Annotated in this window: 9 protein-coding genes; all 9 read left to right on the forward strand. The window is 45.2% G+C overall.

All coding sequences use genetic code 11. From position 1 onward, the window contains the following. Positions 1-99 precede the first annotated feature (99 nt). A complete protein-coding gene (locus ISR87_06405) occupies positions 100-1,446 on the forward strand; it encodes a hypothetical protein (protein MBL7025073.1) in 1,347 nt (448 codons plus the stop codon). Next, positions 1,443-2,741: an ROK family transcriptional regulator gene (locus ISR87_06410; protein ID MBL7025074.1), complete on the forward strand. Its 1,299-nt coding sequence runs from the start codon at positions 1,443-1,445 to the stop codon at positions 2,739-2,741. Before ISR87_06405 ends, ISR87_06410 begins: the two co-directional genes overlap by 4 nt. A gap of 92 nt (positions 2,742-2,833) precedes the next feature. Beyond that, positions 2,834-4,798, forward strand: a complete 1,965-nt coding sequence (locus ISR87_06415) for an MFS transporter (protein ID MBL7025075.1) — start codon at positions 2,834-2,836, stop codon at positions 4,796-4,798. A 21-nt stretch (positions 4,799-4,819) separates the two neighbouring features. Next, positions 4,820-6,520, forward strand: coding sequence for a glycosyl hydrolase (locus ISR87_06420; protein MBL7025076.1), 1,701 nt, complete (start codon positions 4,820-4,822; stop codon positions 6,518-6,520). A gap of 60 nt (positions 6,521-6,580) precedes the next feature. Then, positions 6,581-9,901, forward strand: coding sequence for a hypothetical protein (locus tag ISR87_06425; GenBank protein ID MBL7025077.1), 3,321 nt, complete (start codon positions 6,581-6,583; stop codon positions 9,899-9,901). A gap of 34 nt (positions 9,902-9,935) precedes the next feature. Continuing rightward, positions 9,936-11,777 carry a glycoside hydrolase family 3 protein gene (locus tag ISR87_06430; protein ID MBL7025078.1) on the forward strand — a complete coding sequence of 614 codons (1,842 nt, stop codon included), beginning with the start codon at positions 9,936-9,938 and terminating at the stop codon, positions 11,775-11,777. Positions 11,778-11,788: 11 nt separating this feature from the next. Then, entirely contained in the window at positions 11,789-12,925 is a 1,137-nt protein-coding gene (locus ISR87_06435) for a glycosyl hydrolase family 17 (protein ID MBL7025079.1), read from the forward strand. Positions 12,926-13,017: 92 nt separating this feature from the next. Further along, positions 13,018-15,339: a T9SS type A sorting domain-containing protein gene (locus ISR87_06440; protein ID MBL7025080.1), complete on the forward strand. Its 2,322-nt coding sequence runs from the start codon at positions 13,018-13,020 to the stop codon at positions 15,337-15,339. A gap of 302 nt (positions 15,340-15,641) precedes the next feature. Beyond that, the coding region (locus tag ISR87_06445; GenBank protein ID MBL7025081.1) for a hypothetical protein at positions 15,642-15,997 on the forward strand (356 nt) is incomplete at its 3' end.

Raw genomic sequence — 15,997 nt, forward strand, 5'->3', positions numbered from 1 at the left:
CTTTTCTCTTGACTTACCTCCCTTACGACAAATACTTTGTACGGTAATCGAACAAAGTATATTTTGCATTGAATGATTTGTTGATATAAGGAGTTTTCCATGCATTCAGAGAATAACAAACTGATTCGTCCCTTAGCCAGGGGACTTGCCATCAGTCTCATTGTTATGATTGCATTCTCCGTCTCCGATTGTACAAGCGGTCATGTCGCTTCTGTCAAAGTCATTTCAGATAGCACGGGTCATAAGCTAACTGTAGATGGCACTGATTATTTCATCAACGGGATGAACTGGGACTATTACCCCATTGGAACCAATTACAGCTATATCCTGTGGGACCAACCCGAGGAATTTATTCTCAAAGTCCTTGACGATGAGATGTCCGCCATGAAAGCCATGGGTGTTAACACTATTCGCCAATATGTAGGCGTTCCACCTCGCTGGGTCAAGTATATCTACGAGACCTACGATATTTTCACCATCTTGAATCATCCTTTTGCGCGCTATGGAATGGAGATCGATGGTAAATGGATTGCCAATGTGAATTATGGCGATCCAGCAACACGAGATCAAGTTCTGGCAGATGTCATATCAATGATAGAACAATTTCGCTATGTGCCCGGTGTACTCATGTGGCTATTGGGCAATGAGAATAACTATGGTTTAATCTGGGAATCTTCTGAAACACAGGATATGCCTGAAGCCCAGGCTAATCACCTGCAGCAGGCTCGCGACCTGTATTCACTTTTTAATGAAGCCATCAGAATTATTCATATACGCGACAATCGCCGACCGGTAGCCATAGCCAATGGAGATGATCAATTTATAGATCTTATCGCCCAGGAAATTAAAAATTTAGACATTTTTGGAACAAACAGTTATCGAGGCGCTTCATTTGGTGACCTCTTCCAGGTCGTAAATGATAAACTAGGCGTACCTCTGTTGTTTACTGAATTTGGTGCTGACGCTTATCATGCCACGGAAATGCGTGAGGACCAGACCTCACAAGCCAGGTATCTTCTGGAAAATTGGGGTGAGATTTATAGTAACTCCAGAGGTCACGGTACCATTGGAAATGCCATTGGCGGATGCACATTCCAATTCAGTGATGGATGGTGGAAGTCAGGACCTGATGATAATCTGGACATTCATGATATCCATGCCTCGTGGGCCAATGGTGGTTACTTCGAAGATTTTGTTCATGGTAATAATAACATGAACGAAGAATGGTTTGGCGTCTGCGGCAAAGAAGCCGCTGAAACTGAGGGCATGTACAAGCTTTTGCCTCGTAAAGCTTATTATGTTCTGCAACAAGTGCATCAGCTGAATCCCCTCTCCCCTGAATTAAGTCTGGAAGATATTCAATCGCATTTCGCAAGCATTACCAGCAGCCTGATGGACACGTTGTCATCAGAAAGCGAAAAAGCCGATGAAATGATTACGCCATGACGACAGGGGTAAAAAATCAAGATCCTACATCTGGTGTAGGATATATACAGCCTGACTTCTTTGGCTACCGCAAGGTCGACCGTTGGGAAGCCAGACCTCTGGCAGATTCAGTGCTCCATTTGATTCGGCACGAACACCAAATCTCCCGGGCAGAGATTGCCAGACAAATTGGCCTTTCAAGATCTACAGTCACTGAAGTAATCAGAGACCTCCTTCTCACAGGCTATGTCAAAGAGGTTGGCTCCGGTGTCTCCAGCGGTGGTCGAAAACCCATCGTACTTGAATTTCAAAATGACCATAAGGTGATCCTGGGGATTGACATCGGAGCTACTCATGTATCCGCTGCGCTGATGAACCTGGGTGGTCAAGTTCTGGCATTCGAAAAACGCAGCTATTCTGTGCGGTCTGACCCTGAGGGTACCCGTAGTCTGGTCTTCCAGCTTTGTGATACCTGTCTCAATCAAGTTGTGGATGGGAACAAGCGTCTCCTGAGCATTGGTATCGCACTCCCCAGTCCTGTGGATCCAGATCACCCCGAATGGATTTCTGAAGTCGTGATACCTGCCTGGCGCGGGAAAAATGAGTTGGATATCCTTCACAGTCATTATGGTGTCCCAGTCTATGTAGACAATGATGCCAACCTTGGTGCCCTTGCAGAATATCGCTGGGGTGCCGGTCGTGGATTTGAAGACCTGACCTATGTCAAGATAGGTTATGGAATAGGTGCTGGATTCGTGCTCAATGGAGAAATCTACCGAGGTTCTACTGGAATCGCAGGAGAAATGGGACACATGCCAATTGGAGCAAGCGATGTGGTGTGTGAGTGTGGTCTTAAGGGTTGTCTCACAACCCACGTGGGTGGAAAAGCCATGTTTGCCCGTGTCGCTGAACTCGCGGACAAATATCCTGAAAGCCCCTTGGCAAAAGGGACATTAAATCTTGAGGAAATTGAACTGGCTGCCCATAATAAGGATGAGTTAGCCCTTCAACTTTATCAGGAAACTTCTGAATACTTGAGTACTGCTATCACGGGCTGGATCAATATGATGAATCCAGGACGTGTTATTCTCGGTGGAGCAATGAAGGAACTGCAAAGCCGTTTATTGGATCCCGTTCAGGAAAAAATTAAGGCGTGTTCAATTGTAGGATCTGTTCCTATTACGGACATTCGAACCAGCGAACTTGGACATAAAGCAGAAAGTATTGGAGCAGCGACATTGGCTCTGGAAGGTGTATTTGCGGAACCAGGTTTTTATAGAAATGATCTTGAGCCCATACCAGAATCGAACCTTTAGTTTGTTGAAAATTATTAGGGATGTTGAAATGATCCTTTCAGATATATCAAATATATTCTCTTTAAGAAATGAGCAATGAAGGAGTCTCGCACATGAGTGCAAAAACACACTACAAAACTGCACCAGAAGATCGAATTTCGTTAAAACAGAAATCGGCATATGCAGTGGGTATGCTGGTAAACAATCTCCAGGCTGCTGCACTGCCTGCCATGGTAGTTATCCTCAACCTGGGTCTCGGTATGGATGTCTTGTGGGTAGGTCTCATTGGTGCCATTCCTCGCATTTTTGACGCGGTCTCTGATCCCTTGCTGGGTTACATCTCAGACAATACTCGAACTCGTTGGGGCAGACGTCGTCCCTTCATCTTCGCCGGTGCCATTTTAGCCGGAATCATTTTTGCCCTCATGTGGCAGTTACCCTCTGGCTACATCGACATTCTTGACAAGACTCCCATCAAACAACACCAAACCATTGCTCATAGCGAATCAGATGCCGTCTTTAATGATGCCGGTGGTGTGATCCTCGATTACTCAGATGAAACCATGGCCCAGGCCAACTTTGCTTTTTACGGACCAAAGTCACTTGCTGCTGAAGCCGGTTCAAGTCTGGCCACAAATCTTGACGGTTTCCCTCAGGTTGAAATCAATGTTGATATCCCTGAGTTCGAGTCATTTCAGGTCGTCTTCAATGAAGCCGCTTCTGCAAATGGTATGGCAGGCGAGTCCTACTTTATTGAGCTTACCGGGGAGATGTCTGAAGGCAAAAAGGGTAATCTCTACAAGTTCAAATTAGCTGATCTAGTCAGGAGTACCTCCATGGGAGATCAGGCTGGTAATGAAACCCTTGATATCCAAGCTCTGGATAATATTTCTATTCATCTCGCTGGATTGGTTGGGACTGGAACTGCCACCGTTCATTCACTCAAGTTGAGAAAGAGCGAAAAATTCTTTGTCACCTACTTCTGGTACTTCATGGCCATGTCCATTCTCTTCTTCCTGGCCTATACGGTTTTCGCCACACCTTTTGTGGCTTTCGGTTATGAAATGACACCTGATTATCATGAACGGACACGTCTCCATGCCTTTGCCAACACAGTGGGTCAGCTGGCCTGGCTGGGTGTCCCCTGGTTCTACGCCATCATGTCCAGCACACTCTTCAGAGACACCGTACATGGTGCCCGTACGCTGGCGATCGCTGTTGGTATCATCGTCGCAGTCTTTGGAATAATTCCCGCCATCTTCTTAAAAGAGAGGCAAACTCTGGAACCTGTAAAAAATGCAAGCAAGAGCATCGCTGAAAACATGAGCGAATTCTTCAAGGGAATTGTGACCACTTTCAAGTGCAAGCCCTTTGTGAAATTGTGCGGCGCAACTTTTCTGGTTTTCAATGGTTTTCAACTCGGTATGTCTTTCTCCATATATGTCATGATCTACTATCTCTTCGGTGGAAATGATGGGGATGCTGGAAAACTCATGGGGTGGTTTGGGATGCTTACCTCCATTGCTACCCTGGGTGTCATTCCATTGACCGGGTGGATCGCAACCAAGATTGGGAAGCGTAAAACCTTTCTCATTACGATCTCACTATCCATCCTGGGCTATGCCATCAAATGGGTGGGATACAATCCTGACTATCCATACTGGCTCCTTTACGCAGCACCTTTCGTGGCCTTTGGTACAGGTTCATTATTCACATTAATGGGATCAATGATTTCTGATGTGTGTGACTATGACGAGCTCGAGACCCATCAACGTCGGGAAGGCGTTTTTGGAGCCATTTACTGGTGGATGGTCAAAGTGGGTATGGCTCTGGCAGGGCTGATGACAGGAATTTTACTTAAAGTCTCCGGTTTTGATGTGGCTCTGGGAGCAGCTCAGGGAGAAAACACGCTCTTCCTGATCCGAGTATTCGATGTGGGTATTCCTCTGGTCACCTCGTTGATTGCATTGTGGATTATTTCTACTTACGGGCTCACAGAAGTAAAAGCATACGATATCCGAACCCAACTCGAAGCCAGACGCGGTAAAGTTGCTGCGGCAGATTCTACAGAAAATTAATAGAGGGGTGATTTAATTATTATGAACAGAAATATTAAACTAGGGGGCTTTACCCTCCTATTCATGACCCTCCTGATTGTGGCTTGTGGTCCCAAACCCGAGCTCACACCACAATCCCAGGCCAAGTCACTTGCATCTACTTCTGAGATCCTGAATACCTCTGCCAGCGGGAGTAAACTTGCAGTGCAGGAAAACGTCCAATTCAAAGCGGGGCAAGCAGAAGGTATTGTTATTCAGGTTTTCCCCGATAGTGTAAAGCAAACCATTGATGGTATTGGAACCTCATTCACTGAATCTTCAGCCTTTGTTCTGGCGCATTTAGAACCACAGGATCGTATGAAGGTTATGCAAAATATCTATGGTGAAGAAGGAGCCAATTTTTCTCTGACTCGAACCCATATCGGAGCCTGTGATTTTTCTGTGGAAGGCAAGTATTCATACGCTGAGCAAGCTGGAGATACTGAGCTTAAATCCTTTAGCATTCAAGAGGATCTGGAGGGATTTGCTCCAGCAGACTATCCAGGAATCAAGGACAGCAAGTACGATCTCCTACCCATGATTCAGGAAGCACTAAAGATCAAACAATCTCAAAAGGATTCTGAACTTCGCATTATCGCCTCTGCCTGGACAGCTCCGGCCTGGATGAAAGACATTGAGATGTATTTTCAGCCCATGACTGCTGAGAATAATTGGCAGGGCACCGGCGGTTCATTAAAACCCGAGTACGTCAGCACCTACGCAGATTATCTGGTTCGTTATTTTGAGGCCTATAAGGCTGCAGGAGTCAACATCTGGGGTCTTACTCCTGTGAATGAACCCCACGGCAATAATGGTCAGTGGGAAAGCATGAACTTTAGCCCTGAAACTCAGAGTGAATTTGTTCAGAAATATCTTGGACCAGGTCTACGTAAGGCTGGATTCGGGAATGCCCGGCTATTGATCTTTGATCAGAATCGTGATGGCATTGAGGAATGGTCAGACGTCCTCTACCCCGCTGATGTGAAAGAAAAATATATCTATGGCATGGCAGTACACTGGTATGAAAGCACCATCAAAGTTTATGAAGAAGTCTTTGATCGAGTCCATGCCAAGTTTCCTGATTACACCATCGTCCATACAGAAGGCTGCATTGATGATCTAGGTAAACCTGCACCCGCTGATTGCACAGATCCTGAAGGACGTACCGAGAAAGACTGGTTTAAGAATGATGAGTTCTGGTGGACACCCTCTGCTTCGGACTGGGCCTATGCTGTGCCTTGGGCAGGTGAAGCGGGAAAAGATCATCCGCTGTATACACCGGTTCATCGCTATGCCCGCAATATTATTGTAAGTCTTGACCACTGGGCCACTGGCTGGGTTGACTGGAATATCGTCCTGGATCAGCAAGGAGGACCCAACCATGTTGGTAACTTCTGCGGGGCTCCGATCATGATCGATACTCAATCTTTGGATGTCTATTACACACCGATCTTTTCCGTGCTGGCGCAATTCAGTAGAACCATCAGACCTGGTGATAAAGCCTTGCAGACTCAAGCATCTACAGACGGTTTAGGTGCTGATGATCTCCACTTTTGTGCCACCGTCAACAAAGCTGGTTTGATGAGCGTACAGGTGCTGAACACAACAGCCGCACCCATTCAATACAAATTGCAGATTGCAGGCGAGTTTGCAGACCTGAGCATTGCTGAGAACTCAGTGCAAACTGTCAGGGTCCAACTTTAGACTATTATTGGCCACTCCAGAAGTTTTGGCCAATACAAATTTTTGATGAAAGGTGATAAATTGAATTCATCTCCTAAACCCACCTACCAGTTAAACAAGAATGGTGACTTCGTCATCAGCAATTACAACGCTGCCAAGCCATTCTCCAGTTTCTTCCCGGGAATAGCCGGAAAAATGGGCATCCCCATGTGGATATTCTATGTAAATCGTGGACAGGGTATCTGCAGCATGGGCATCCAGGACAAGGAGAATCCCATCATGGAATTCCTCCCTGCAAACTGGGCCTATCAATTGGCACCTACACAGGGTTTTAGAACCTTTCTAAAATTTCCTGAGAGTTCTGGCGTCACCTTCTATGAACCATTTCAGGACCATATTCAGGATAAAAATATTGACCGCACCCAGTGCATGAAGATATCCCCCTCCAACCTGGTATTGGAGGAAGAGAATAAGACCCTGGGGCTGCGTTTCACCGTTGAGTATCATTCTATCCCGGAGGAAAGCTTTGCTGGGATCATCCGAAATTTGCATATCACAAACCTGAACAAATCAGATGTAGCTTTCGAAGGGCTTGATGGTCTGCCGCTTATTATTCCCTTTGGTATTGGCAATTTTGGTCTCAAGAATATTCGACGCTTGATGGAAGCTTTTGTTGAGGTAAAGAATTACGATAACAAAGCACCTCTGTTTAAAGCCAAGGTCAAACCAACTGACACACCCGATGTGGAAGTGCTTGAACGTGGAAATTTTTATGTTGGATTTGAGAACAGCGCGAAGGGTATGCAAATACTCACTCCCATCGTTGATCCCGAAAGAATCTTTGGAGCCCATAACGACTATTCCTACCCAGATTCTTTCCTGAGCACCCCTTTTGACCAGCTTCTGGATCATCAGGCCTTCGAGAATCGCTATCCCTCTGCCATGGGTATGTTTTCCAAAACCTTAGGTGCCGGAGAAACCTATACAGTGAGTTCTGTGATCGGTCATGCTGAATCTCAAGACGCCTTGAATGCGCTCCTCCCGTCTATTATGAGTAAGGATTATTTCAGCAACAAGGCTCAGGACAGCATCAGAATCAGTGATGAGTTGACTCAGAAAAATCTCGTTGTGAGTCGGGAACCAGTATTTGACATGTATGTCCGTCAAAATTTTCTGGATAATGTGCTGCGTGGAGGTTTTCCCTACACTTTTGAAGGAAAAAACTCAAAGTCGGTTCTCCATCTTTATTCTAGAAAACATGGCGATCTCGAACGTGATTACAATGATTATCGCATTACTCCCTCCTTTTATTCTCAAGGGAATGGCAACTTCAGGGACATCAATCAAAACCGCCGCTCCGATTTGTTTTTTAATCCTGATGTCCAATCTGGAAATCTTGAACATTTTGTGAATTTGATTCAGTTGGACGGCTTTAACCCGCTTGTGATTAAGGAAGTTAAATATAGCCTTGAGGATGTATCAAGGGGCAGAGACGTCCTGGGACAACACCTCGAGCCATCAGTAGCTGAGCAGGTGTTTGTATATCTTGAAGATGAGGTCACTCCTGGTGAACTATTATCCTTTTTAGGGTCTCTGGGCGTAGAATTCCCAGACAATGCCGATAGTCTGTTGGGAGATTTGCTGCCATGTTGTAAAAAAATTCATGATACAGATTTTGCTGAAGGTTACTGGTCTGATCATTGGACATACAACATGGATCTGCTGGAAAACTACCTGAGTATATATCCGGAAAATCTCAAATACATCCTTATGGATTACCAGAAATTCACCTTTCATGACACAGCCTACAAAGTGCTTCCCCGGGATGATAAATATGTCATCTGGGAGGACAAAAAGATGCAGTTGAATTCGGTCTCCTTTGATGAAGAGAAAGCTGCTGTCATCGCCTCTCGAGAGCATGACCAACATCTGGTACGTACCAACTTCGGTTTGGGAAAAGTTGTTGAAACTTCCCTGTTTATCAAGTTGATCTGCATCATCACAAATAAAATTGCTTCTCTCGATGCATCTGGAATAGGTGTTGAGATGGAAACCGACAAACCGAACTGGTATGATGCGCTAAATGGCATCCCTGGTCTCATGGGTTCCAGTCTCAGCGAAACGCTGGAAATCAAGCGACATGCGACATTTCTTTTGGATTTCCTTAAGGAATCAAAATTGCTCGATACGGAGGTGGAAGTATTTGCAGAGTTGAACACCTTCATGCAGAAGATTTCTGAGCTGCTCCCAAGCGCTACCAGGCCATTTGAGTATTGGAATGCAGCAACATCTGCCAAAGAAGATTATCGAGAAAAAACCTTGTACGGGATCAGTGGAAATGCAACTCCAGTTAAACTGAGCTGGATTGCTGATTTCCTCACTGCATGTGTGGCAAGGATTGACGAGGGGGTTGCCAGAGCCTGGAACAGTGATGGCACTATTCCCTATACCTATTTTACCCACCGACCCAAAGACTTTGAACTTATTGAACTGGTTGCGGATGATGGTCGAAAAACCATCAAAACAAACGCCAAAGGCTTCTCCTGTTTTCGCGTAAAAGCCTTCGAATGTATTCATCTTCCACTCTTCCTTGAGGGTCCAGTCCATTATCTACGTTGTCAACCGGATCAAGAGCATGCCCTTCAAGTCGCCACACACATTCGTAAAAGTGGTCTCTTCGATGAAAAGCTTAAAATGTATAAAGTTAATGAATCACTTACGGATCAGCCCATGGAGATCGGGCGTGCACGCACCTTTTCACCAGGATGGTTTGAAAACGAATCAATTTGGCTCCATATGGAATATAAGTATATGCTGGAATTACTTCGGAACGGTCTCTACGACGCTTTTTTTAAGGATTTCCGGAATGTTTTTATCCCTTTTCTTGATCCTGAAGTTTATGGACGCAGTATTCTTGAGAACTCATCCTTTCTGGTCAGTAGTGCCAATCCTAACCCAGGCCTACATGGTACAGGCTTTGTGGCACGATTGAGTGGTGCAACTGCTGAATTCATCCATATCCTCATCGAGATGGCTGTGGGACCAACCGCCTTCGCCATGAAGAATGATAAAGAGTTGATCTTTAGTGTCAATCCAGTTCTTCCGGCCTGGTTGTTTACCAGCGAAGCGCAGACTGTACACTTGACTCACCATGGTGAGATCCACTCCCATGCTATCCCTGAGAACAGTTTCAGTTTTATGTTTCTCGGTGATATTCTGATAAGCTACATAAACCCAACCAGACAGAATACATATGGTCCCGGAAGCGTTTCACCAGCGGAATGGTCACTCTATGATGATGCAGGGAATATTCAACATATCAGTGGAAGCAGGCTGGATCATGACACAGCCATGATGATCCGGTCAAAAAAGATACGACGTATCGAGATTACACTAAAATAATTTTAATGATCAATCCTTTGACGGGGAGTTGTACATGAATAGATATGAAAAACAGATTACGGAATTAATGTCCAAAATGAATCTGGACCAGATGGTTGGTCAACTGGTTCAGCCTGAGCGACAGTTCGTGACACCAGCGCAGGTAAAAAAATACCATATCGGTTCAGTTCTCAGTGGCGGAGGTTCCGTACCTGGAGATAATGCTCCCGAGGATTGGATCGCCATGAATGATGAATATTGGGCTGCCTCCATGGAAGCAGATGAAGATCACCTGGCTATTCCGATTGTTTATGGTGTAGATGCCATCCATGGGAACTCCAATGTGACTGGTGCAGTGGTATTTCCGCATAATATAGGGCTTGGAGCTGCAAGAGATCCCGATCTCATGGAGCGAATCGCAAAAACAACTGCTCGGGAAATTGCAGTGACTGGTGTGGAGTGGACATTTGCTCCAACCCTGGCTGTTGTACGCAACGACCATTGGGGGCGCACCTATGAAAGCTATAGTGAAGATCCTAAAATCGTATCTGAATATGCACCCCGTTTTATTGCTGGCCTCCAGGGAAATTTTGGAGAGGAAAACGTTATTGCCTGCGCAAAGCATTTTGTAGGAGATGGAACAACGGTCCATGGCATTGACCAGGGGGATGCTCAAATCGATGAGGCTGAATTGCGTCGTCTACATATTCCTCCCTATCAGGCTGCCATAGAAGCAGGTGTTCTCACCGTCATGGCTTCCTTGAACAGTTGGAACGGTCTCAAATGTCATGAGCACCGCTACCTGCTCACAGATGTCCTGAAAGATGAATTAGGATTTCAAGGTTTTATTGTTTCAGATTGGGATGGAATTGATTGTCTGGCTGAAGATTTCGGAAAGGCTGTAGAGCTGGGTCTGAATGCAGGAATGGATATGTTTATGGTCACTGAAAAGTGGCAGGAGTTTATTGAACACGCCAAGTCACTTGTTCTCGCTGGTAGAGTCCCCAGGAAACGCCTGGAAGACGCAGTCAGAAGAATTCTCAGGGTCAAATTCGAATTTGGTTTATTTGACAAACCCAGACCTGCAGAGCGCAAACTTTCCAGACGAACCGAGATATTCGGTTCCAGGGAACACCGTGAAGTTGCCCGAGAAGCAGTGCGTAAATCTCTGGTTATGCTCAAAAACGAAGAGGCATTCCTCCCCCTTGATAAAAATGCCCGGATTCTGGTAGCTGGCAAAAATGCCAATAATCGTGGTCACCAGTGTGGTGGGTTTACCGTTAACTGGCAGGGCGCCACCAGCAATGACGAGATTCCTGGTGGTCAATCCATCTGGGAGGGCATTCAAGCACTTGCTCCTGGAGCAGTTTTAAGCGAAAATCTGGATGGTGACGAAGCCAATCCTGATGCCCATGATGTCGCCATCGTAGTCATCGGAGAAACACCTTATGCAGAAATGCTAGGGGATGTTCGGGTCCCAGGATTGCTGCAAGAATACACCACTTTTCCCAATAGCACTCCAATACCCATTGACGATACCGAAGTGGCAGAAGTCTATGCCACGAATCTGTATCTCCACGAGATGCATCCCGAAGATATTGCAGTTATTGAAACAATTAGAGCGCGAGGCATTCCCGTGGTAACTGTCATGGTTTGCGGTCGTCCCCTGGTGGTTGAAAAAGAACTTGATGCATCCACCGCCTTTGTCGTTGCCTGGCTACCAGGATCAGAGGGTCAGGGTGTAGCTGATGTCCTGTTTGGTGATTTTGATATTCAGGGAAAACTGAGTGTTTCCTGGCCAAAATATGACAATGAGAACTGGAATGTTGGGGACCTGGACTACAATCCTAGATTCCCATATGGCTTTGGTTTCCAGTACGACAAATCAAAGAGCTAAGGTTTGGCATTATGAAAATTCAATTTCCCAAAGGCATAGTCATTCTTCTTTTCAGTGCAATTCTGATTGGCTGCCATCATCGTTCAGCACTACCTGAGTCTGAGGTTTCCCAGCCTGAATCAAATGTCGCTGCTCTCGCCCTTCAAGTTGGTGCTGACCATACCCCATTTCTGAAGGAAACGCCATTTGTCAAACGTCCTTTCAAGCCATATATCGGTGAAGAATGGATAGGAAATGCGATTTCTTACGGGTGCTATCGCAAGGGTCAAGCCCCAGGTGTGAAAACGCCAACAGAGGCTGAAATTCTTGAAGATCTCAACATCCTGTCTCCCCACTGGAATCTTATACGGGTATATGGAGCAGATGAAGCTGCCGAACGTGTTCTGAAGGTGATTCACGAGAATCAGCTGCCCTTCAGGCTTTTACTGGGTATCTGGCTTGAGAACGAAACAAAACGTCCAGAGCGCAGAGCAGAAAACCTGGAACAGGTCAACAAAGGCATTGCATTGGCCAACCAGTATCCCACTGAAGTAATTGCCATCAATGTTGGAAATGAGTCCCAGGTCAACTGGTCCTGGCATCGCATGGATATGGATGTTTTGATTCAGTATATCCGGGCGGTACGTCAATTTACCAATCAGCCTGTTACCACATCGGACGATTATAATTTCTGGAATAAACCAGAGAGTAAGGCTGTGGCTGATGAAGTTGATTTCATAGCGCTACATGCCTATGCCCTTTGGAATGGTCAGCTATTGGACCATGCCATGACATGGACAGACAGTATCTACCGAGACATCCAATCAAGGCATTCTGATCTGGATATTGCTCTCACAGAAACAGGGTGGGCCACCACCTATAATCCCACCAAAATGGGTCCCGGTGAACAGGGCACATTGATGAAAGGTGAGGTTGGCATAAAGGCTCAGGAAAAGTTTATAACAGAATTTTGGGATTGGGCTGAAACCGGGAAGATCACCACATTCCTCTTTGAGGCTTTCGATGAACCCTGGAAGGGTGGCGGTGATCAATCCGGTCCTGACGAAGTGGAAAAACATTGGGGCATCTTTTATGAAGATCGCAGCCCCAAACAGTCTTTTATCAATTATCTCGCAGAACGCGAGAAACATCAAGAGCATCCAATGTAAGGTGATGATTTTTTAATCTCCAGGATGGGGGCGTAACAAACATTGGGTTACAAGTGATATTTGAGGTTAATGAAAATAAACGTGGAGAATACATGAAACATAAAATGATACAAACAAGCGTTTTAGCATGCTTGATATCCATGGCCAGCGTGGGCTTTGCCCAGGTCGCTCCCATTGATTTTGAGACAGAAGGCAATGGTGCCGATTGGACCTGGACTCCTTTTGAGAATGATTCTAACCCCCCTGTTGGTGTGGTAGCGAACCCGGATCAAACTGGAATCAACACTTCAGCCACTGCGGCTTCTTTTACGGCCCTCACCACAGGCCAACCCTGGGCTGGTTGTGAATCGCAACATGGAGCGGATATAGGTACATACTCTATAAATGTCTCCAATAGCACCATTAAGATCATGGTGTACAAGCCTGTACTCAGCGATGTGGGCATCAAATTGGTAAAGCCTGATGGCTGGTCAATGGGCGAAATCAAAGTAGCCAATACTGTCATAAATGAATGGGAAGAGCTCACATTTGATTTCTCAAGCCAGATGCAGGATGGGTACGATCAGATTGTGATCTTCCCTGACTTTGATCTTGCTGGTAGAGCGACGGATAATACCTGTTACTTCGATAACATCACCTTTTCAGGACAAGAATTGCCTCCAGGTCCAGCAGCCCACGCTCCAGTACCTACAGAACCAGCAAATGATGTCATCTCTGTCTTTAGTGACAGTTATGAGAATATCGCTGGAACCAACTTCTATCCTGGTTGGGGTCAGGCTACAGTAGTTACAGAAGTTGCCATTGAGGGCAACAATACACTGCTGTATAGCGGTTTGAATTATCAGGGAATCGAATTAGGCAGTACCCAGGATTTAACTGGAATGGAAAACCTTCACGTTGATTTCTGGAGTGCTAACTCGAATGCTCTTCAGGTTTTCCTCATCAGTGTAGCCTCTGGGGAACAAGCTTACACTTTCACAGTCAGTAATGATGCCTGGGTAAGTGTTGATATCCCCCTCACCACATTCTCAGACCTTGGTCTGGCACTCAATGATATTTTCCAACTGAAATTTGTTGGAGATGGTGATGTCTATCTGGACAATCTTTATTTTCTTGGTGAGGTAATAGTTGTCGAGGAAGGACCGAATGCACCCATCGATTTTGAAGTTGATGGTTATGGAGCAGATTGGACCTGGACAGTTTTTGAGAATGATTCGAATCCAGCTTTAGAAATTATTGCCAATCCGTTCAGCTCAGGGATTAATACTTCAGCAACAGTTGCCAAATTTACAGCCTTGCAAGCTGGTGCCCCCTGGGCTGGCGTAGAGTCCCTCCACGGCGGTGGAGACATTGGCACCTTTAGTTTTAGTACGACAAATAGTACGGTTAAAATGATGGTGTACAAAAGTGTCATCAGTGATGTGGGTATCAAATTCGCAGAGTCCAATGGTGAAGCCCAACCTGAGGTTAAAGTCGCCAATACAGTGATCAATGAGTGGGAAGAACTAACCTTTGATCTTTCTGGTAGCATCGGTATGGGTATTACAGGAATTATTGATCAGATCATTGTATTCCCAGATTTTCAAACAAGAACTTCTGAGAACATTTGTTACTTCGATAATATCACCTTCTCCGAGGGTGGTGGTGGACCAGGCGGTGCACCAGAAGTTGCAGCACCTGTTCCAAACGAAAATGCTTCAGGCGTTATTTCTATCTTTAGCGATACTTATACAAACATTGATGGCGTCAATCTGAATCCAGGCTGGGGACAAGCAACCGTTGTGTCTGAAGTAGCAATTGCGGGCAATAATACACTGAAGTATGCTGGTTTGAACTATCAGGGTACTGAGTTTACTGCACAGGATGTTTCAGGAATGAACTACATGCATGTCGACTACTGGACAGACAATTCAACTGCTTTGAACTTTTTTGTGATCAGCCAGACGCCTACAGTTGATAGTGATTATCATACCTTTGCACTAGCATCCGAACAATGGGTAAGTGTGGATATTCCACTGACAACTTATCCCAACGTGGATCTCGCTGATGTATTTCAGTTCAAGGTCGAAGGAAATGGAACTATTTATTGGGATAATCTTTACTTCCATTCTAATCCCGTAAGTGTTGATGACGTGGCTGAATTACTTCCACAGGAATTTGCACTGGAACAAAATTTCCCCAATCCATTCAATCCTTCTACTACCATACGTTATAGTCTGGTTGAATCAGGACATGTTGCCCTTAAGTTGTTCAATATCAATGGACAAGAGGTCGCAAAACTGGTAGACGAAATGGCTGGGTCAGGTGAATATATATATAACTTGAATGCTGGTAATCTCGCTGCTGGAACTTATATCTACTCACTCACAGTTGGACAACAGAGTAGTGTTAAAAAGATGGTGCTGATTAAATAACATCAGCTTGTAAGTATGGTCAACCAGTATTCCAGGTGAATACTGGTTGGCTTTTTATGCATATCAATTTTGAAAAGGTTATTGAATTGGATCAGAAGTAGAATGTTTTTAAAGAATTATTAACTAGAGCAAACTACTAACACCGACTAAGTTTATGGAGTGTTATAAAATTCAATTGCAGTACCAGCTCAAACAGACCTGACGCACTGGTTATATCGAATCGAAGTGGCGTGAATGCATAAGCAACAAATATCATTTTTGAAGATAGTTATAGTTTATCAATTAACCGAATTGGAGGATTTATGAAATCAAGAACGATTATCTTAATACTTCTGACTTGTCTATTGTCAATGGGAGGAGCGATTTTTGCTCAAAATGCTCCTGTTGATTTTGAAGTCGGAGGCAATGGTGCGGACTGGACCTGGATAGTAGCTGAGGATGGTACGAATCCAGCGCTGGAGATTATTGCCAATCCCGTGAGTGGTGGCATCAATACCACTGCAACCGTTGCCCAGTTCACAGCAGAACTAGCTGGACAACCCTGGGCTTTATTCCATTCAGAGGGTATTGGCGAGTTTACTTTTGATGCCACAAACTCTACTGTAAAAATCATGGTTAATAAACCAGTGATCAGTAATGTCGGCCTCAAATTTGAAGG

This window comes from Candidatus Neomarinimicrobiota bacterium, assembly GCA_016784545.1.
Lineage (GTDB): Bacteria > Fidelibacterota > UBA8477 > UBA8477 > JABMPR01 > JABMPR01.

Coding starts and splice junctions, on each gene's coding strand:
- ISR87_06420 (MBL7025076.1), top strand. CDS start 4,820: ATGAACAGAAATATTAAACTAGGGGGCTTTACCCTCCTATTCATGACC.
- ISR87_06410 (MBL7025074.1), top strand. CDS start 1,443: ATGACGACAGGGGTAAAAAATCAAGATCCTACATCTGGTGTAGGATAT.
- ISR87_06430 (MBL7025078.1), top strand. CDS start 9,936: ATGAATAGATATGAAAAACAGATTACGGAATTAATGTCCAAAATGAAT.
- ISR87_06435 (MBL7025079.1), top strand. CDS start 11,789: ATGAAAATTCAATTTCCCAAAGGCATAGTCATTCTTCTTTTCAGTGCA.
- ISR87_06415 (MBL7025075.1), top strand. CDS start 2,834: ATGAGTGCAAAAACACACTACAAAACTGCACCAGAAGATCGAATTTCG.
- ISR87_06405 (MBL7025073.1), top strand. CDS start 100: ATGCATTCAGAGAATAACAAACTGATTCGTCCCTTAGCCAGGGGACTT.
- ISR87_06440 (MBL7025080.1), top strand. CDS start 13,018: ATGAAACATAAAATGATACAAACAAGCGTTTTAGCATGCTTGATATCC.